We start from the raw sequence: 17,143 nt of genomic DNA, 5'->3' as shown, positions 1-17,143 counted from the left end.
ACGCGCTGTAAACGGAAATGGCCCCGCGCAATGCGGAGCCATATCTTTTCCGTTCCAATGGATGGTGGGCCGTCAGGGGTTCGAACCCTGGGCCTTGGGATTAAAAGTCCCCTGCTCTGCCAACTGAGCTAACGGCCCGCAGAGGCATTGTAACACGGTTGGGGACAACTTGGTTTCTCAACACATTCCCCATTTAGCAAGTGAGGCGCCCTTACGTGATCCATCACCGCCTAGCGGCTACTCCCAAGCCCACTGACCGTTAACGAATACGGGGACCTCGGTGCCGTCTTCGCAGATGCCGGTGATATCCATATCATCGGTGCCGATCATGAAGTCCACGTGGGTGGCAGAGGTGTTGACGCCGGCTTCGCGCAGCTCATCAGAAGACATCTCATAGCCGCCCTCGTAGCACTCGGGGAAACCAACGCCCAACGCCAGGTGGCAGCTTGCGTTTTCATCGTACAGCGTATCGTAGAACAAGATCTCGCTCTCGCGGATGGGCGTGTTCTTGGAAATAAGCGCCACCTCGCCCAAGCGACGGGCGCCCTCGTCCGTATCAAGAATGCTCGCCAGCGTATCCTTGCCAATAGCGGCATCAAAGTCGACTACGCGGCCGTTCTCAAAACGCAACCAGAATCGGTCGATCTTGTTGCCGTGACGCACCAGGGGCAGCGCGGAGTACACCACGCCGTTCACCTGGTCGCAATGGGGAGAGGTAAAGACTTCCTCCGTAGGGATGTTGGGGAAGAACGGATGGCCCTCGGGTGTCTCGCACTTTCCTCCCGCCCACAAATGGCCGGCGGGCAATCCAACGGCAAGATCGGTTCCATTGTCAGAGCGGTAATGAAGCGCCTTGAACCGACGCTCGTTTAGCAGGCGAAGGTTCTTCTCAAAGGTAGCGTCATGCAGCTCCCAATCGCTCTCGGGATCCTCTCCGTCAGCACGGGCGACAGAGAGAATCGCGCACCACAAGCGATAGATTGCCACCTCGTCCGCAACACCGGGAAACACGGTACGTGCCCATGCCGCCACCGGCGCGCCGGCGATGCACCAGGGATTGATATTGAAGTCCAAGCCGTGGCGAAAAGAGCTGCACTGGGTGTTGCGCGCCTTGCTCGCAGCGGCGGGCTTAGCGGGGTCGATACCCTTGAGCGCCTCCGGATCGGCTCCTTCGACAAAAATAAAGCAGGCGCCGTCCTCTGCCAGCGAATTAAGCTGGAGTTTCTGCCATTCGGGAACATTCTCAAACCAAGCGGTCTCAACATTCTCATATGTCAGACGAGAAACCTCGTCATCGCCCCAAATCACCGTCACGTGGCCAGCGCCCGCGGCATACGCGCGCTTGACCAGCAAGCGGGCAAACTCCGCGCATTCAACGGGACTTTGCACAACCACTTCTTGACCGGGCTTTACGTTAACGCCCTTGCGCACAACCAGGTTTGCATAGCGCTCGATCGCCGGCGCAAGCTTCTGCATGCCCATACGAGCGTCTTCGCAGGTGTACTCAAGCAGAGACATAGACGGTTCCTTTCCTTCGCGCGCAATCCATGCAAAGCGCGCGGCACGTCAAAAAAACGGGCACGCCCCAAGCCGGTGGCGTGCCCGTCTTTTCATCACTACCAAACAGCGGACTTGAGTTATACCCTCTTTTGTCCGCCGCGTTACATCGCAGCAATGGTGCGATTACTTGCCCTTGCGAGCCTTGCGCTCCGCGTCTTTTGCCATGGCGCGCTCAATAACATCGTTGAGCTTGGCCTCGCTCATGCCCTCAGCGGTAGCACGAGCCTGGTTGCGAATAGGACGGATACGAACCATGTCATAGATAAAGCCGCCAATGATGCACACGTACGCCATCGCGATCGCAGCAAACTCGATCTTCTGGTACATACCGCCGCTATCCTCGCCGTATACCATGAGAAGCGCCCAGCCAATAAGGATGAACACCAAACCAAGGGCCATCACGATCCAAAACTTGGTGCGACGCGGCTTGTACTCGGGATCTTCTTTCATCAGCACGTTGGATGCGCTGTAGATAAGATCTTCCTGGCGACGGAGCTCTGCCTTGCGGGCCTTCTTCTCCTCGCGAGACAAACCAGAGAGGTCCTCGCCGCGCTCAAGCTGCTTGCGCTTGTCCTTGGCGCTCGCCGGAACCACGCGGACGGAAGCCGCGGCGGCGCGGGCGGGCTTGGCGGAACCCGCCGACTTGCGGGTCATACCGCTGCCAGCGTGCTCTTGGTTACGCTTGTTCATGGGACTACGGGTGCTCACTTACGCTTGCTCCTTCATGGATTCGAACTTCTCGCCGGTAATGATCTCATATGCCTCGCGGTAACGGGCGGACGTTCCCTCGATAACCTCTGCGGGCAGATGCGGCGCATCGCCGGTCATGTCCCAGTTGGCCTTCAGCCAATTGCGGACATACTGCTTATCATAGCTGGGCTGGACCTTGCCCTCTTCATAGGTGTCGGCAGGCCAGAAGCGGCTGGAGTCCGGGGTGAGGCACTCGTCGATCAGGGTCACCTTACCGTCGATGATGCCAAACTCAAACTTGGTGTCCGCGATGATGATGCCACGGGTTGCGGCATACTCGGCGGCAGCCGTGTAGATCTTCAGCGACAGGTCACGCAGCTGGCTCGCGATGTCCTCGCCCACAAGCTCAACGCAGCGCTCATAGGAGATATTCTCATCATGGTCGCCAATAGCAGCCTTGGTGGAAGGAGTAAACAGCGGCTCGGGCAGCTTGGAAGCCTCGACCAGGCCCTCGGGCAGCTTGATGCCGCACACGGTGCCGTCCTCGTCATAGGTCTTCTTGCCAGAACCGGTCAGGTACCCGCGGACGATGCACTCGACCATAATGGGCTCGGCCTTCTTGACCAGCATGGAACGGCCCGCCAGGTAGTCGGCGTACTCGGCATACTCCGCAGGGAAATCTGCCGTGTCGATGGAAACCAGGTGATTGGGGACAATGTCCGCAAACTTCTTGAACCAGAACTCGGAGATACGGTTCAGGATCTCGCCCTTGAACGGAATCTCGTCCGGAAGGATGTAGTCAAACGCGGAGATGCGGTCGGTTGCAACCATCAACAGGTTGTCGCCGGTATCGTAGATATCGCGAACCTTGCCGCGGGAATCGGGACGACGCTCCATTGTCGACACAGAGATCAACTCCTTTTATATATGTTGCCACGTAACGCTGCCGCGGCCCCAGCCCGTGCGGGCTGGCCCTTCGCAGCTAATCCACCATTGTAGTTGATGCGCTATCACCTGTGTGCTCGCGCGGCAGATGAATCGTAAAAGTTGTACCCTTTCCAAGTTCAGACTCCACGGAGATGAATCCATGGTGGCGCTCGACAATCTGCTTGGTGACCGCCAAGCCTACGCCCAGGCCCCCCGCTTCGCGCGCGCGGCTGGCGTCTGCGCGCCAGAAGCGGCCGAAGATACGCGACAGGTCCTCTTTTGCAATGCCGATGCCGGTGTCCGAAACCGAGATCATCACGTGACGGCGATCTGCGCGCACCGTCACCACTACCCAACCGTCCTCCGGCGTGTAGCGCATGGCGTTACTCATGATATTGATGACGGCCTGCGTGATCATGTCGGAATCCACCTCTATGGTCACCTGCTTGCCAGCGGTCTCATCCGCAAAGCGCAGGTGCAGGTCGCGCTCGTGGAACAGCGGATGCTGCGCGTCCACAACGTTGCGCACCAGGTTAGAGATATCCACGGGCCGTAGGTTCATGGGGGCCGTACGGTTCTCCATACGCGACAGGTCCAGCATCTGCTGCACCAGGCGAGACAGACGACGGGTTTCGGACGCCACGGTCTCAAGGTGCTCGTCATCGGTGGGCAGCACGCCGTCCTGCATGGCCTCGACCGTAGCGAGCATCGCCATCAAGGGCGTGCGCAGCTCGTGGGCAACGTCGCTGGTTAGGCGCCGCTCATGCTTAAGGTCCTTCTCAAGCGAGGTCGCCATCTCATCAAACGTCTCACCCAACTGGTCGATCTCATCGTCCCCGCGCATGTTGGTGCGGGCGGATAGGTCGCCGTCGCGAATCTGCTTTGCCGTCGACGTGATGCGGCGAATGGGGTTGGTGAGCATGCTGGATACAAAGAAGCCAATAAGCAGGGCGATGGCGATAGCGATAAACGACGCCAAGCCCATGGCGTTAAACGTCTTCTCCCTAAACGCCGTATCCGCCTTGGTAAGCAAAGCGTCGCTGCCCAGAACCCATAGGCGCACGGTGCCGATCTTGACGCCATCGCCGGTAACCACGGGTTCGGACACCGCGCCCTCTTGATCGGTGGGAGCGGTTGAAACCAAACTATGCGGCTTTTCGGACGATGACCCCGCGCTTGCGGAAACCTGTTGCGCATTCGCCGCGGAGGCGTCGGTGGCGCTCGCGGCGCCCTGAGCGGAGGCCTGGTTCTGGGCGGCGGCCTGCGCCTGCTCTGCGGCCTCGCGCTCTTGCTCGCGCTTTATCTCGGCCGCCAGCGAAGCCGCAGGCCAGGTGTCGTCATACACCACGTTTCCAGCAGCGTCCACCACCTGCATACCGATATCGTCTGAAACAAGATTGGACTCGGCGATCGACGCCAAGTCACCGGTAAACCATCCGCCGCTCTCCTCGTATACAGCGGCGATTTTCTGCGCGGTTATCTGAGCGATCTCAACAACGTTAGCGCGCGTGTAGTCCGAAAACGCGCCACCCCACACCACGGTGACAACGCATACCAACACAAGCACCGTCATGAACGACGTCAGCGCAAAAGACAGGGCCATGCGCATACCGTAGCTCATCACGGTGCGAGAATCGGAACGAGGCGTGTTCCAGCTTGCGCGGGAACCCGCCTCGTCGGACTGTTTATGTTTTTGATCGAGGACGAGTCGAGCCGGCAGCATTACTTCGCGCCGTCTTGCTTATCGTCCGCGGGCTTGGCCGGAGCCTCGAAGCGGTAGCCCACACCGTGTACCGTGTAGAGCCACTTGGGGTGCTTGGGGTCATCACCCAGCTTGGCGCGCAGGTTCTTCACGTGGCTATCGATGGTGCGCTCGTAGCCCTCAAAATCGTAACCCAGTACCTTCTCGACCAGCTCCATACGGTTGTACACACGCCCGGGATGGCGCGCCAGGGTGGTCAGCAGCTTAAACTCGGAAGCGGTGAGGTCGACCTCTTTGCCATCGACCAAAATCTTGTGGCCGGAGATGTCGATAACCAGGTCGCCAAAGTCCAGAACCTCGACCTGCGGCTCATCTGCCAAATGGGTACGGCGGAACAGCGCGCGGACGCGGGCAACAAGCTCGCGGGGAGAGAACGGCTTGATCAGGTAATCGTCCGCACCAAGCTCCAGGCCGATGATGCGGTCCTCGACCTCGCCCTTGGCGGTCAGCATGATGATGGGCACGTCCGAGGTATCGCGAATGGCACGGCACACGCGCTCGCCGGAAAGCTTGGGAAGCATGAGATCGAGAACAATGAGGTCAAACTGATGCTTTTCAAATTCCTCAACGGCGGATTGGCCGTCACCTACGCCAACAACCCAATATCCCTCGCGCTCGAGGTAGGCCGCAACGGCATCACGAATCGCCTTCTCGTCTTCAACGAGCAGAATTTTCCTTGCGTCCGAAGCCATATTGAAGCCTCCTTATCTCATAAGATGCGAACCCTACACATTTTATCGTAGAGAGCGGCGCACGGGTTGCCCGGTTGCACATCGCATCGCCAAGCGGCCTTTTACGCGTTGCGGCGCCAAAGCCCCTGCCGACTGTTTCAATATGCGCTCCAAAAACCCATGAAGCGTCTCTAGCGTATTATTATGCCCAACTTTACCAGTTGCGTATCAGTCGCGCATAACATGAGGGGGCATTCTGCGTTGTATAGGATTCGATTGGCAAGCCGTAAAGACGCTGCAGCCGTTCTTGATTTGTACGCGCCCTATGTGACCTCGACCACCGTGAGCTTTGAGGTCGAGCCCCCTTCCGTGGACGAATATGCCGATCGCATTCAGTCCGCCCTCGATCGCTACACGTTCTTGGTATTGGAGCGCCTGGACAATGAGGACGAGGAGGGCCTGGGCACCGCAGGCGAAGCGGCGCCAGCCGGCGCAGGCATTGTTGGGTTCGCCTCGTACGGACCCTTTGGCCACCGCGTGGCATACCAATGGTCGGCAGAAATATCCATCTACCTTAAGCAGGGTCTCACCGGAAACGGACTGGGCGCCCATTTGCTAGACGCCCTCGAGAAGATTATGGCGAGCGCGGGCATCACCAATAGCGAGTCTTGCATTTGCAGCGAAAACACCGGGTCAATTGAGTTCCACCGCCGCCACGGCTACCGAACCTGCGCCGAATTTACCGATTGCGCATCTAAATTTGGACGATGGCTGGGCATACAGTGGCTCGAAAAGCACCTGGCCCCGCATCCCGCAAACCCCCAGCCGCCCCATGCACCCGCACCCCAAGACTGCGAGCGCATCCTTGCCGCGGTCAACGCGCGCCTGGCGAGCAAGAGCTAATTCCATCTAGATCGCAAACAGGCGCGCCGTCACGCTCTGGGGTATGCCCTGGGTGTCGCGCACCGTTGAGTACACCAAAAACTGCGTGGTATGACCCTCGCTCGCCGGGTAATCGCCAAAGCTCAGGGAATGGTCCGGACTCGAGATCGCGTCATACGTGTTCTCAGCCGTATCGACAATGTAGTGTGCGGACTGTGTCTTGATGTAGAAGCGATTTCCGTTAAACGACGTCCACGCGGCGGGCTCGCGGCTAAAGTAAACGTACGGCTCGCCTTCTCGTCCAATATAGGTGCCCATGTTGCCCAAGCTGCCACCGTAGTTGTAGCTTGCCTCAATAGAGAAGACAAACTGCTCGCCCGTGTACACCGCGTCAAACGGCCTGATAGAGGCGGGCAGCACCAGCTGGTCCATCTGCTTGTGCTTGTCATCGTCCAACTCTATGGCCGTCATTCCGTAATACGTGCCCTCTTCATTGAGCACGCGCGGAACAATGGTGAGTATGTTGTCGGAAACGCGCGGGTGCGTGGCGAACCTACCAATGGACTCCCAGATCTCCGAGTCCTCCTTATCCCCCACGTGCCACCGCAAGCAATGGGAGGCGGACGATGATTTTGAACCGGACGCCAAGGGCATCTTTTGCCAAATCACGGAATCGCCCGTAACCGTAAACATGGGAGGCTCCCAGTCCGCGTTACCGGAATCGAGCTCTGCAGGCTCCCCGGTCAGCGTGCCCTCGGAGAAGCCCTGGCCGTACAGCTTCCAGTCGCGCGTGTTGTAGTCGATCTCTACCCATGCAAACGCCGAGCTACCGCAGCGCGCATCAAAAAAGGTGTAAAGCCTACCGTTGATTGCGTCCTCTCGGACCGTGGTGAGCGCTCCGGATGCCAGCGAAAGAACGCCCAGGGTATTGGGATGCAGGGCGCTTTCCGGTGTGAGCATGGCCGCGGCCCAAGAGCCCTCGCAGTGGAACAGCACGGTTCCCAAGGGTAGGGTCCATGTTTGGGCAGCGGCAAGGCCAAAGTCTTGCGCCTTGTAATCATCCAAAACAGAGACAATCGACTCGTCATCGATCTCCTGGGGCTCGCCCGTAGACTTTTTCTTATCCTCATCGCCACCGCAGGCAGAAAGGCCCGTTGCGGCAGCGACCGCGCCCGCGGCGGCTACGCTACCCAATGCAAAACGCCTGCGGCTAAACCCCTTATACTCCCCGTTGAGCAGGCCCATGGACCTACGCCTCCGCAGCGGCTTCGCGCAGCGCCAGGGTCAGCTGGTCCGCGCAGGACGTGGAACGAGGTCCGCAGGTATTGCCCTGCAGCAGCTCGACAACCCTGTTAACCGGCATGCCGGCGACAAGCTTGCCGATAGCCTTAAGGTTGCCGTTGCAACCGCCAACAAAAGACACGCTCTCAACAACCTTGCCGTCATCAGAAAGATCAACGTGAATGGAGCGAGCGCAGACGCCGCGCGGCGTGAAGTCATGGGAAATCATGATGGTCTCCTTGTAAAGGTATTCCAATTTGTTTTGCCTATTATCCCCGCTCGCGCGCCCAAAGGAGAACCTTCTTAAGCAGAGTACACATATATATAAGAGTTAGAAATAAGAAATGGACCTGGCAGCGAATGCTGTGGACGAGGATGCGGCCAAGGTTATCGTCCACGCCCTTTCCATCCAACCATGCGCAACCCATAGCAAAAGAGGCCCCCGGCGGCGCCGGAGACCTCTTTGCAAGCAAGTTTGCTATGCGCGCAAGCGCGAACTACTTGGAGCTGCTGGCCTCGAAGGTGAAGGGGGTTGCCCAACCCTCGGGGACGGCGCCGGTCTTGCCGTTGCCCAGATCCTGGACAACCCAGCCCTCGGGCACGCCGCCCTCGCCTTCCCAAGCGCCAACCTGGTGGCAGGAAGCGCAGGTGAAGACGGACTGATCGTGCATGAGGTGGCAGGAGTTGCACTGCTGCACGCCATGGTAATCGCTATGCGGGTCAAAGCTGAAGTCCTTGGTGGAGGACTCGGTAGCGCCCGGCATCACGCCAGCGCCCAGGTGGCAACCGCTCTGCAGGCAGAAGTCGTTCGAGAAGGTGACCTTGTCGAACGGCTGGGTGTAGTCGCCGGACAGCTGGATCTGGACCTCGTGCACCATCTGGGGCAGGGTTGCCTCATGGCAGCCCAGACACTGGTTGTTGGTAGCAGCGCGGTGCTTGTAAGCCAGGGTGGTGGTGTCCTGGGTGTAGGTCTGGTAGTACTTGCCCATGGTGCTGTGGCAGATAACGTCGCAGCACTCAGGCGTTGCATGCCAGGCCCAACCGGCAACGCCGATGACGGTCACAACGACCACAGCGGCGATGATGATCGGGAGGCGCTTGCCCTTCCAATCAAACTTCTTCTTAGGAGTTGCCTCGGGCGTACCCTCGGTGCTCTCCTTGATCTCGTCAGCCATTGTTTTCTCCTCTCGAGACCACTAGGCGTTCGCGGGGTTATCGCCGCAGTACTTCTTCAGCAGGCCGTCGTACTTGCGCGTACGCTCGTCATAGGCGACTCCGCCGTCGACCAGCAGGCCAAGCTCCTCAAGGTCCTTGGACTCCTGCTCAAGACCCAGGTCTGCCAGGCACTGCTTAGTGGGGCAGCCCAGCTCCTCGTCCCAACCAAAGCGCTTGTAGAACATGGTGAGGGACTTCTTCCAGTCCTCTCGATCCATCTTGTCGGTACCAGCGGTGAAGGGCTTGATGTCGGGATCCTTGGTGAAGACCCACTCGGTGATGACGTCATGGATGTTGCGCATGTCGTTGCAGCCCATCTTGCCGTCCTTGTCCTTCATGCCGCGGACGGTGTTGACGCGCTGGAGGGTCATGATACGCTCGCCGGCCTTGTACAGGTCGTCGATGGTGACCTCCTGGCCGGTGACGGCGGTGTAGAACTGGGCCTCGAGGTCCAGGTCGCCGCGGTAGCTGCGCTCCTTAGCGGGAGCCATGGCCATGGGCCACACCCAGTTGCACAGCGTCAGGGAGTCATGCAGGACGTCGGTGACGATGCTCCACCAAGCGAACTCGACCTTGTGCTCGTTGATGGGGGTGTAGTTCTTGTCCGGATCCATGGCGTCCTCGCCGCCGAACATCTCCTTTGCCATTTCCTTCTTGAGCTCGATGGGAAGACCGCAGCCCTGGAGGTTAACGGCGGAGTGGATCATGTCATCGCGGTTGAAGACCATGTTGTACAGGCCGCCAACCTGGGCGAAGCACTCGATGGCGTGGTGAACCGGCCAGCCGCGGTAGTTGATCAGCGCGGAGGTCTTGTTCTCGAACCAGTCGGGACGGTTCCAGTGATCCTTGTCAGCCCAAACGTACGGACCGTGACCAAGCCAGGAAATGGGCTTGTTCTTGGTGTCGTTGGATGCGATATCGAGGAGGATCTTGATGAACGACGTGGGATCGCCGGACATAATGCCCTCGAAGTTGTACTCAGCCATCTGCTCGGGAGTGCAGTGCTCGGCGAGGATGCCCTCCTTGTAGGTCCAGGCAAGGTCGCGATAGAGCTGAGCATAGTTGCACCACAGGCCAAGGTCGTCGACCGTGACGGAGATCAGCTGGTTGTAGAAGACGGACAGGTCGGTGAGCGTCTTGTTCTCGCCCTCCTGGATGCCCGGAACCTGCATGATGGGCTGCATGTACGCGGAGAACGGGAAGTTGGGAACGCAGGTGTTACCCGAGGACTCGTAGCCGGTGGCTTCCTGAACCTGAGGGACCTTCACCTGGGCGTAGCAACGCACGGGGCAGCCGTGGCAGCCGGCCATCTTCACGGTGTACTTCTCAGCTGCGGGGCCAAGGTCCTTGGTGGACTTCATGCAGCGATAACCCATGGTGTTGGGCTCGAAGGGCTTGGGCTCGCCGGTCTCGATGGGGCCGCCCTCGGCAGCTGCCCAGTAGAGGCCCTTCTTGGCGGTCCAACGAGAACCCTTGTCGTAGTACTCGGCCCAGGACTGCTGGGTGGAGGGGACGACATGGTTGTTGTTGGAGCCAAGGACCTGGGCGATCATGTAGTCGGACAGGTCGGCAACCATCTGCGGGTCGGCAACGTTAACGGCCTTGGTGCCCTTGACGACGACTGCCTTGACCTTCTTGGAGCCCAAAACGGCGCCCAGGCCAGCGCCCGCGGAGTGGGAGCGGCTGTTCATGACGCACGCATAAGGGAGCAGGTTCTCGCCTGCGGGACCGATGGCGGCGACGCAGCACTCAAGGCCGTGCTTCTTGCACAGGGCCTCGGTGGTCTCGCGAGTGCCCTTGCCCCAGAGAGCGGAGGCATCCTCGATGCTGATCTTGTCATCGTTAATGAAGATGTAGACCGGGGTATCGGCCTTGCCCTCGATGATCAGGCCGTCGTGACCGGAATACTTGAGCATGGCGCCCAGCTGACCGCCGCAGTGGCAGTCGACAACCAGGTGGTCCTGGGTAAAAGTGGACAGGGTAGCCCACGTAGAACGACCGGCCAGGGGAACGCCGGCGCCGGTGAGGGGGCCAACGGCGAGAACGGCCTTGTTCTCCTCGTCCATCCAGTCGACACCTGCGGGGACCTCGTCGTACATGATCTTGTTAGCAAAGCCCATGCCGCCGATGTAGTCCTTCTGCATCTCGACATCGGACTCTTCGGTGATAGCACCGCTCGTAAGGTTGACGCGGGCGATCCAGCCAGCCCAACCGTAAGAGGTATCAGCCATTTACTTCTCCTATCCTTAACCGATCTTGCCGCCGGCGACGAAGTCCTGCTTCTCGGAGACGAGCGGCCAGGGGTTCTCCTGCTTGGTCGGGCCGGAGGAGTGGCTCACGTCCTCCCACTCGATAAGCTCGATCGCGCCGTTGGGGCACTGCTCGGCGCAGCGGCCGCACGCGATGCACTTAGAGGACTTGCCGGTGACGGTGTTCACCACGGGCATGTGATAGGGGCACGCGGCGACGCAGGTGCCGCAACCAACGCACTTCTCGGCGTCGACGTAGCGGATGCCGTTGTCGTCAGTGAGGATGGCGCCCTGCGGGCATGCGGTCTGGCACAGGGCCGTCTTGCACATGTGGCAGGCGCGGACATTCCACTCGCAAGAGTAGTAGATACCGTCGCCGGACCCAAGCTCCTTACCAAACTGGTAGCCGTCGTGCACGTGGATGCGGGCGGCTGCGGGCTGGGACACGCCATCGTTCTGAAGCGTGCAGCTCATCTCGCAGCGCTGGCAACCGGTGCAACGGGCGCGGTTTACCTTGAGCACGTGGGACGGGGTCGCATAGTAGTCGACCTTACCCTTCGAGCTCGTGGGAGCCGCTGCGGCGGTGTCCGGCAGAAGACCCAGGGCCACCATGCTCGCGACGAACGCGCCAGAAACCTTCACAAACCCGCGACGGGTGAAGAAGGAGTCGAGGCGATCCGCGCCGGAGCCAACCTGCTCCAAAGCGGTGTTCTCTTTCATAGTTCCCTCCCCTTACTGCATTACGCGATACGCCCAAGGGACGGCGCATCGCACCTTTACTTTGGCGGGACCGTTGGCGATACAGTCTCCGCCGTTAGTATGCATTGTGGGTCAAGGCGCGATCTTCGACTCACCTTGTTATGGGTATCTTTGAAAAATAGTCCGCGATTGGCCTAAAACCTTGTCACCTGTTATAGGGTATACGCTGTACCTGCGGGTTTACATTTGATAACCAGTGTCGTTGAACCACTGCAAACGCTTTATTTTGCTAGAGTTTCTATATTCCCCATTGTATTTATAGGTTGATTTTCTCGTCCACTATATTCATATGGGAGCGCTCTTCATAACGTTTTGCTTGTGTTGCAAACAAACCTTGTGGCAGCGAGGCGCCAATCGATGCACAATAGACTGGTTCAACAGTCACTCAAGAAACGCGACACCCACGGAGGTCGTCCATGCTATCCGAACGCCTACTTTCCAAAACCGTTGGCATAGGAGCCCGTCAGCTCTTCCGCTCTAAGGACGAGTGCGCCCGCACGCTGCCCGCGCCGGAGGCGGGGCACGAGTACCTGCTCTACGTTCACATCCCATTCTGCGACGTGTTGTGCCCGTATTGCTCCTTCACACGCTTCCCCTTCCGCGAGGAGGCGGCGCGCCGCTACTTCGAAGCGCTGAGGCGCGAGCTCAAGATAATCCATGACCTTGGCTATCAACCGCCCAGCGCCTACATTGGCGGCGGCACGCCTACCATTATGATGGACGAGCTCGAGCGCACCATCGATTACATGCGCGAGCTGTTCCCCACCATTAAAGAGGTTTCCAGCGAAACCAATCCGCCGCACCTTGACCGCGAGCGCCTCAAGCGACTGAGCAATATGGTCCAGCGATTCTCCGTTGGCGTGCAGAGCTTTGACAACACCTTGCTCAAGCGAATGGACCGCTACAACAAGTACGGCAGCGCCGAGGAGATTGTCGAGCGTATCCAAAGCGTGCACGACATGTTCGACACCTTCAATGTGGACATGATCTTCAACTTCCCGGGCCAGACCCCCGAGATGGTCTCGCGCGATATCGACGTGTTCCGCACCACCGGCGCCAACCAGATCACCTACTATCCGCTGATGGCCTCGCCGGGGTCCGAGAAGCTCATGCAAACTTGCTTCCACGGACAGGTCGATTACAACCTGGAAAAGGATCTGTACAACACGCTGTTTGACAAGATGACCGCACCGGTTGAGAAGGGCGGCGTGGGCTTCTACGCTACGGACGTCTACACCTTCGCCAAGGACCGCGACGCCATGATCGACGAGTACGTGGTCGATTACGGCGAGTACGTGGCGGCAGGCTGCGGCGGCTACTCCTTCTTGGGCGATGACATCTACACCAACGACTCCTCGCTGGATGGATACTGCCGCCGTATCGAAGAGGGAACCATGAGCGTTGCCTCCCATATCTCCATGGGCCACGCCAACGGCAAGCGCTATCGCATGGGTCGCGAGCTGTTTGGCCTGCGCCTGGACAACCGCGCTTGGAGGCGCGACTTTGGCAAGTACATTCAGTACGACATGCCCGTCGAATACGGCTACCTAGCCGCCAACGGCGCCTTTGATAAGAATAATGCGGACGAGCTGACCCTTACCCGCAAGGGCCGCTACCTTGTCTTGGTTATGATGCGCCAGATCTTTATTGGCATGAATACGGAACGCGATCGCCTGCGCACCTTGCTGCCCGAGTGCGAGCGCAAGATGTTCGCCGACTCCGCCGCAAAGCAGATCGCGGCGGCGAAGGCTGCCGACGAAGCGGCGGGCGCGGACCAATAAGCGGCCGTCAGCCTACAGGGCAGCCCATTCTAGGTGACTAAAAAACGGAGGCGGACAAGCGCGGTCTGCCTCCGTTTTTGTTTCTTTACGCTCCGTGCGTGCCGTATTCGGCAATATAGTCCAGAATCTCTTGGCGAGAATGCAGGTCCGTCTTGTCGTAGATGCGCTTGATATGCGTATGCACCGTGTTGGGCGACAACTTAAGCTCCTCGCTTACGCGCGCTTGGGTGTGACCCAGGGTGTAGAGCGTGAGCACCTCTACCTCGCGGCCCGTAAGTCCAAAGGTCTGTGCCATCTCCATGACCGACGTCGCAATGTGCACGTTGGGCTTTTGGTTCACCATGGGAGCCTGGGCCTGCGGAGAGATGGCAAGCACGCCCATCAGGGGGATGCGACGCACGTCCGCCTCTGTAATGGGCCCCTCGGCGCGGCTGCTCTCCGTTTGCTCGGACGGCGCTGCCAGCAACTTGGTAAACACCACCTGCGTGGCCACCAGCACAAAAAAGCTCATGATCGATATGATGACCGGCGCGTTGCTGGGCATCACGCGAGTGATAGCCGTATCGAATTTCATACCTGCGACGGCCAGCATATTGCTCGCCACCCACGCCGCAGATGCGTAATAGAACGAATCTCGCCAGCCAAAGCTAATGAACGCAATGGTCAAATACCAGATAAACGCGTTGAGCACCAGCGAGGCCGCCATGACAAACGAGGCGCCGATGCTGATGGTCTTGGGCCAGATCGCAAAAAAGATGGCGCCCAGCGCGATGAGGATCTCCATAACAACCCAAATGCTGGTGGTCAGCGCGCGCATGCGCGACTTAAGGCCGTTTCGCACCCACAGTGCGGCGACCACCCATACAAAGATCATGATGAGAAAGCGCGGCACCGTGCTCATGTAGATAGGGTCGCCAGCGGGAAATCCTCGTCCCATACCAATGGGGATGGAGATGAACCATATGCCCACGGCGGCCACCACAAGAAAGCTGCGGTTAGAAAAGCGATTCTCGTCCGTACCAAAATACGATTCGGACACAGCGGGAAACGAGTCGCTAGGCGCATCCATGGTGCGCGAGATCTTGATGGCGATCATTTGGGCCGCCGTAAACAGGGCGCCCGCGGCATACCACACAAGCTCGCTGGAGAAGCTCAGCATAAACGTGGCGGTCTCGGAAAGGGCCAAAGCGGCAAACACTACAACCACCGCGGCCTGGGCGGAAACCCCGCGCAGCTTTCGCAACCAGTAAAACTCAAGGTAGGTGCTGCCCACAGTAATACCAACGCCCAGCAGCAGAACCATCCAGGGCAAGGGCGCCACGCCAAGCACCTCGAGCACCGCAGACGCCAGCGAGCACGCACCGGCGAGCACCACCGCACCGGCCGTAGTGGACGAGATAAAACGCTTATCAAAGCGCTTGACCACCAACGTCGACAAAAAGAGCAGCGAGATTATCACAGCGGAGATAAACATGGTGAAGCCGGAGAACGTAGAGGTGCCCGTGGTGGCGTGCGCAACCTGAATGCAGATATTGACCACGGTCGAGCTCAGCGCAAGGCCGAATATCGAAGGTAGCAGCACCTTGTAGGCATCAAAGCCCAATGGCGGCATAACCGTCTGGTCCGCTTTTTCCTGCGACACGCTCTCTCCCCTTTTTGTTCCTTTGGAGCCGTTGGCGCGACTACGCTTCTACGCTGCCATAACGTTTGCTCCAAAACCATCTCTGGCGATGGTTTAGTATACCTTGTACTACACTGGTTTGCATGGACCTAACAACATATGAGCCACACATTGAAAGGCGCGCAATGACCGACACTTCCGATCAGCAGCCAACAATTCCACCCGCCGCGCTGGAAAGCGACACCTCGCCCGCCGAGGATGCGGAAAAAGACGCCCCCCAGCTCACGGATGAGCAGCGGGCGGAAATTCACCAGCGCAACGCCCTTGTTCGCGCATGGGATAAAGCCCTTACCGACATGCGACAGCGCTCTTATGAGGGCAAGCTCACCACGCCCGCGCGCTGGAAGCGCCTTGCCATCGCCCCGCAGGAGATGGATGCCGCGGCGTTCGAGGCGGGCCTTATGGACTACATCGAGAGCAACCCTCATGCCGATGATTCCCCCGCTATCGGCCACATGGAGGCTCCCAAGCCCTTGGATGTGCTGCTAGAAGGCCAGGATGTGGACGAGGACACGCCCCTGCCCAATCCGGACGTGTCCGATGTGGTGCTTCTCTACGGCAAGAAATCCGTCTACCTCTATTCCAAGCCGCTTCTCTCTAGCAGCTTTGCCCACGCACTGTTCATCACCACGGAAAACGACGACTTCTCGACGTTTATCGACGTAGTGCGCACCGAGTCGCGCGTGTACCCCCGCCCTGTATCCATCCTCGACTTCATGAACCCACCCTACCTGTGGTCTATCGAGAAAACCCGCAGCCTTTTTGAGAGCATTGGGGACGAGGAGGCTTTTGCAGACATCCATTCCTGTAAGACCAGCTTGGATGAGACCTTCTTCTACTCCACCAGATTCCTCAGCGACGCCCAAGGCAAAGCCCTGGCGGAATTCTATGGCGTTGAGAAGGGCCGCAACCCCTAAAGACCGGGTGCGCGGCGATTACTTGCCCAGCCCGCCTTATCCACACCGCTCTTACCGCCCGAGCTTGCCGTAACGTCTCACGTACCGCAACGCCTACGCACCACCCACCCGGAAGGAATACCATGGCCAAACAGCGCCTTACCCAAGACACCCCGTTCCTGCGCACGCCGGACATGTACCAAATTGAGAACGACGCCCCCATCACCGAGTACGCCGACGCCACCCTTGACCTTATTGCGGATGCTGCCAACTGCGGCATCCCCGATGGCGCCAACGCCTTTTGCAGCGTGGGCAAGGAGAAGCGCGGCACGGTTCAAATGCAGCTCTTCGCCCGCATTGATCCGGATACCGAGACTTTTGAAGAGGTGGGCTTTCGCAGCCACGGATGCCTAGCCGCCATTGGCTGCGCGGCCCTGCTGGCAAACAAGCTGCCCGGTAAAACCTTTGAGCAAGCGCTCTCCATCACCAAGGAAGAACTTGATGAGGAGCTGGGAGGGCTTCCCAAGAGCCGCATCTACACGCTGGTATTTGGCATCGAGGCGGTTCGCGCGCTCATTGGCGACTACTGCCTGCGCATCAAGGGCTACTCCCTGGCACAGCTCACCCAGGAGATTCCCTGCGATTATATGTGCGTCAACTGCCTGCTCACGGAAAACTGCTCCCTGCGCGACGAGCGCGTTGACCAAGAGATGCGCGAGCTGGGCGAAATCGAGTAGCGCAAGGGTTGCCAACACCCCGTCACGCTACAATGAATGTATCTGACCTGCG

At 59.1% G+C, this 17,143-nt stretch carries 15 protein-coding genes and 1 tRNA gene; 4 read left to right on the top strand and 12 right to left on the bottom strand.

What is annotated here, in order from left to right; translation table 11 throughout:
- Positions 1–62 precede the first annotated feature (62 nt).
- The 6 genes from B3H65_RS01920 to B3H65_RS01895 all read right to left on the bottom strand — a co-directional run bounded on the left by B3H65_RS01920 (position 63) and on the right by B3H65_RS01895 (position 5,631).
- A tRNA-Lys gene (locus B3H65_RS01920) sits at positions 63–138 on the bottom strand.
- A gap of 99 nt (positions 139–237) precedes the next feature.
- Entirely contained in the window at positions 238–1,518 is a 1,281-nt protein-coding gene (locus B3H65_RS01915; protein ID WP_286683904.1) for an aminopeptidase, read from the bottom strand.
- A gap of 165 nt (positions 1,519–1,683) precedes the next feature.
- A complete protein-coding gene (locus B3H65_RS01910; RefSeq protein WP_117680317.1) occupies positions 1,684–2,268 on the bottom strand; it encodes a hypothetical protein in 585 nt (194 codons plus the stop codon).
- A complete protein-coding gene (locus B3H65_RS01905; RefSeq protein ID WP_009142041.1) occupies positions 2,269–3,156 on the bottom strand; it encodes a phosphoribosylaminoimidazolesuccinocarboxamide synthase in 888 nt (295 codons plus the stop codon).
- A 76-nt stretch (positions 3,157–3,232) separates the two neighbouring features.
- Entirely contained in the window at positions 3,233–4,900 is a 1,668-nt protein-coding gene (locus tag B3H65_RS01900; protein ID WP_286683903.1) for a sensor histidine kinase, read from the bottom strand.
- Entirely contained in the window at positions 4,900–5,631 is a 732-nt protein-coding gene (locus B3H65_RS01895; protein ID WP_009142039.1) for a response regulator transcription factor, read from the bottom strand. Before B3H65_RS01895 ends, B3H65_RS01900 begins: the two co-directional genes overlap by 1 nt.
- Before the next feature lie 255 nt (positions 5,632–5,886).
- On the opposite strand from B3H65_RS01895, the gene B3H65_RS01890 reads away from it, so the two are divergent.
- Positions 5,887–6,513 (top strand): GNAT family N-acetyltransferase, encoded by a 627-nt coding sequence (locus tag B3H65_RS01890; RefSeq protein WP_286683902.1) that lies wholly within the window; start codon positions 5,887–5,889, stop codon positions 6,511–6,513.
- Between the two features lie 6 nt (positions 6,514–6,519).
- Here the strand turns inward: B3H65_RS01890 and B3H65_RS01885 are convergent, their stop codons facing one another.
- The 5 genes from B3H65_RS01885 to B3H65_RS01865 all read right to left on the bottom strand — a co-directional run bounded on the left by B3H65_RS01885 (position 6,520) and on the right by B3H65_RS01865 (position 11,957).
- On the bottom strand, positions 6,520–7,737 hold the full coding sequence (locus B3H65_RS01885; RefSeq protein WP_286683901.1) for a hypothetical protein: 1,218 nt from the start codon (positions 7,735–7,737) through the stop codon (positions 6,520–6,522).
- Positions 7,738–7,741: 4 nt separating this feature from the next.
- A complete protein-coding gene (locus B3H65_RS01880) occupies positions 7,742–8,002 on the bottom strand; it encodes a TIGR03905 family TSCPD domain-containing protein (RefSeq protein WP_009142036.1) in 261 nt (86 codons plus the stop codon).
- Positions 8,003–8,270: 268 nt separating this feature from the next.
- Positions 8,271–8,948 carry a cytochrome c3 family protein gene (locus B3H65_RS01875; RefSeq protein ID WP_009142035.1) on the bottom strand — a complete coding sequence of 226 codons (678 nt, stop codon included), beginning with the start codon at positions 8,946–8,948 and terminating at the stop codon, positions 8,271–8,273.
- Between the two features lie 21 nt (positions 8,949–8,969).
- Positions 8,970–11,219: an aldehyde ferredoxin oxidoreductase gene (locus tag B3H65_RS01870; RefSeq protein WP_117680320.1), complete on the bottom strand. Its 2,250-nt coding sequence runs from the start codon at positions 11,217–11,219 to the stop codon at positions 8,970–8,972.
- Positions 11,220–11,234: 15 nt separating this feature from the next.
- Positions 11,235–11,957 (bottom strand): 4Fe-4S binding protein, encoded by a 723-nt coding sequence (locus B3H65_RS01865; protein WP_009142033.1) that lies wholly within the window; start codon positions 11,955–11,957, stop codon positions 11,235–11,237.
- 455 nt (positions 11,958–12,412) lie between these two features.
- On the opposite strand from B3H65_RS01865, the gene B3H65_RS01860 reads away from it, so the two are divergent.
- Complete coding sequence (locus B3H65_RS01860) at positions 12,413–13,777, top strand: coproporphyrinogen III oxidase family protein (protein ID WP_286683900.1); 1,365 nt, start codon at positions 12,413–12,415, stop codon at positions 13,775–13,777.
- 85 nt (positions 13,778–13,862) lie between these two features.
- Here the strand turns inward: B3H65_RS01860 and B3H65_RS01855 are convergent, their stop codons facing one another.
- Positions 13,863–15,419, bottom strand: a complete 1,557-nt coding sequence (locus B3H65_RS01855) for a helix-turn-helix transcriptional regulator (protein WP_286683899.1) — start codon at positions 15,417–15,419, stop codon at positions 13,863–13,865.
- A gap of 164 nt (positions 15,420–15,583) precedes the next feature.
- Here B3H65_RS01855 and B3H65_RS01850 point away from each other — a divergent pair, with 164 nt between their 5' ends.
- A complete protein-coding gene (locus tag B3H65_RS01850) occupies positions 15,584–16,375 on the top strand; it encodes a hypothetical protein (RefSeq protein ID WP_286683898.1) in 792 nt (263 codons plus the stop codon).
- A gap of 122 nt (positions 16,376–16,497) precedes the next feature.
- Positions 16,498–17,091 (top strand): iron-sulfur cluster assembly scaffold protein, encoded by a 594-nt coding sequence (locus tag B3H65_RS01845; protein ID WP_286683897.1) that lies wholly within the window; start codon positions 16,498–16,500, stop codon positions 17,089–17,091.
- The last annotated feature ends 52 nt before the right edge of the window (positions 17,092–17,143 follow it).

The organism is Collinsella sp. UBA1693 (assembly GCF_002320115.1).
In the GTDB taxonomy this organism is placed as follows: Bacteria; Actinomycetota; Coriobacteriia; order Coriobacteriales; family Coriobacteriaceae; genus Collinsella; species Collinsella tanakaei.
Note: the sequence above shows the minus strand (reverse complement) of the source record. Positions and strands in the feature narration are given on the sequence as shown.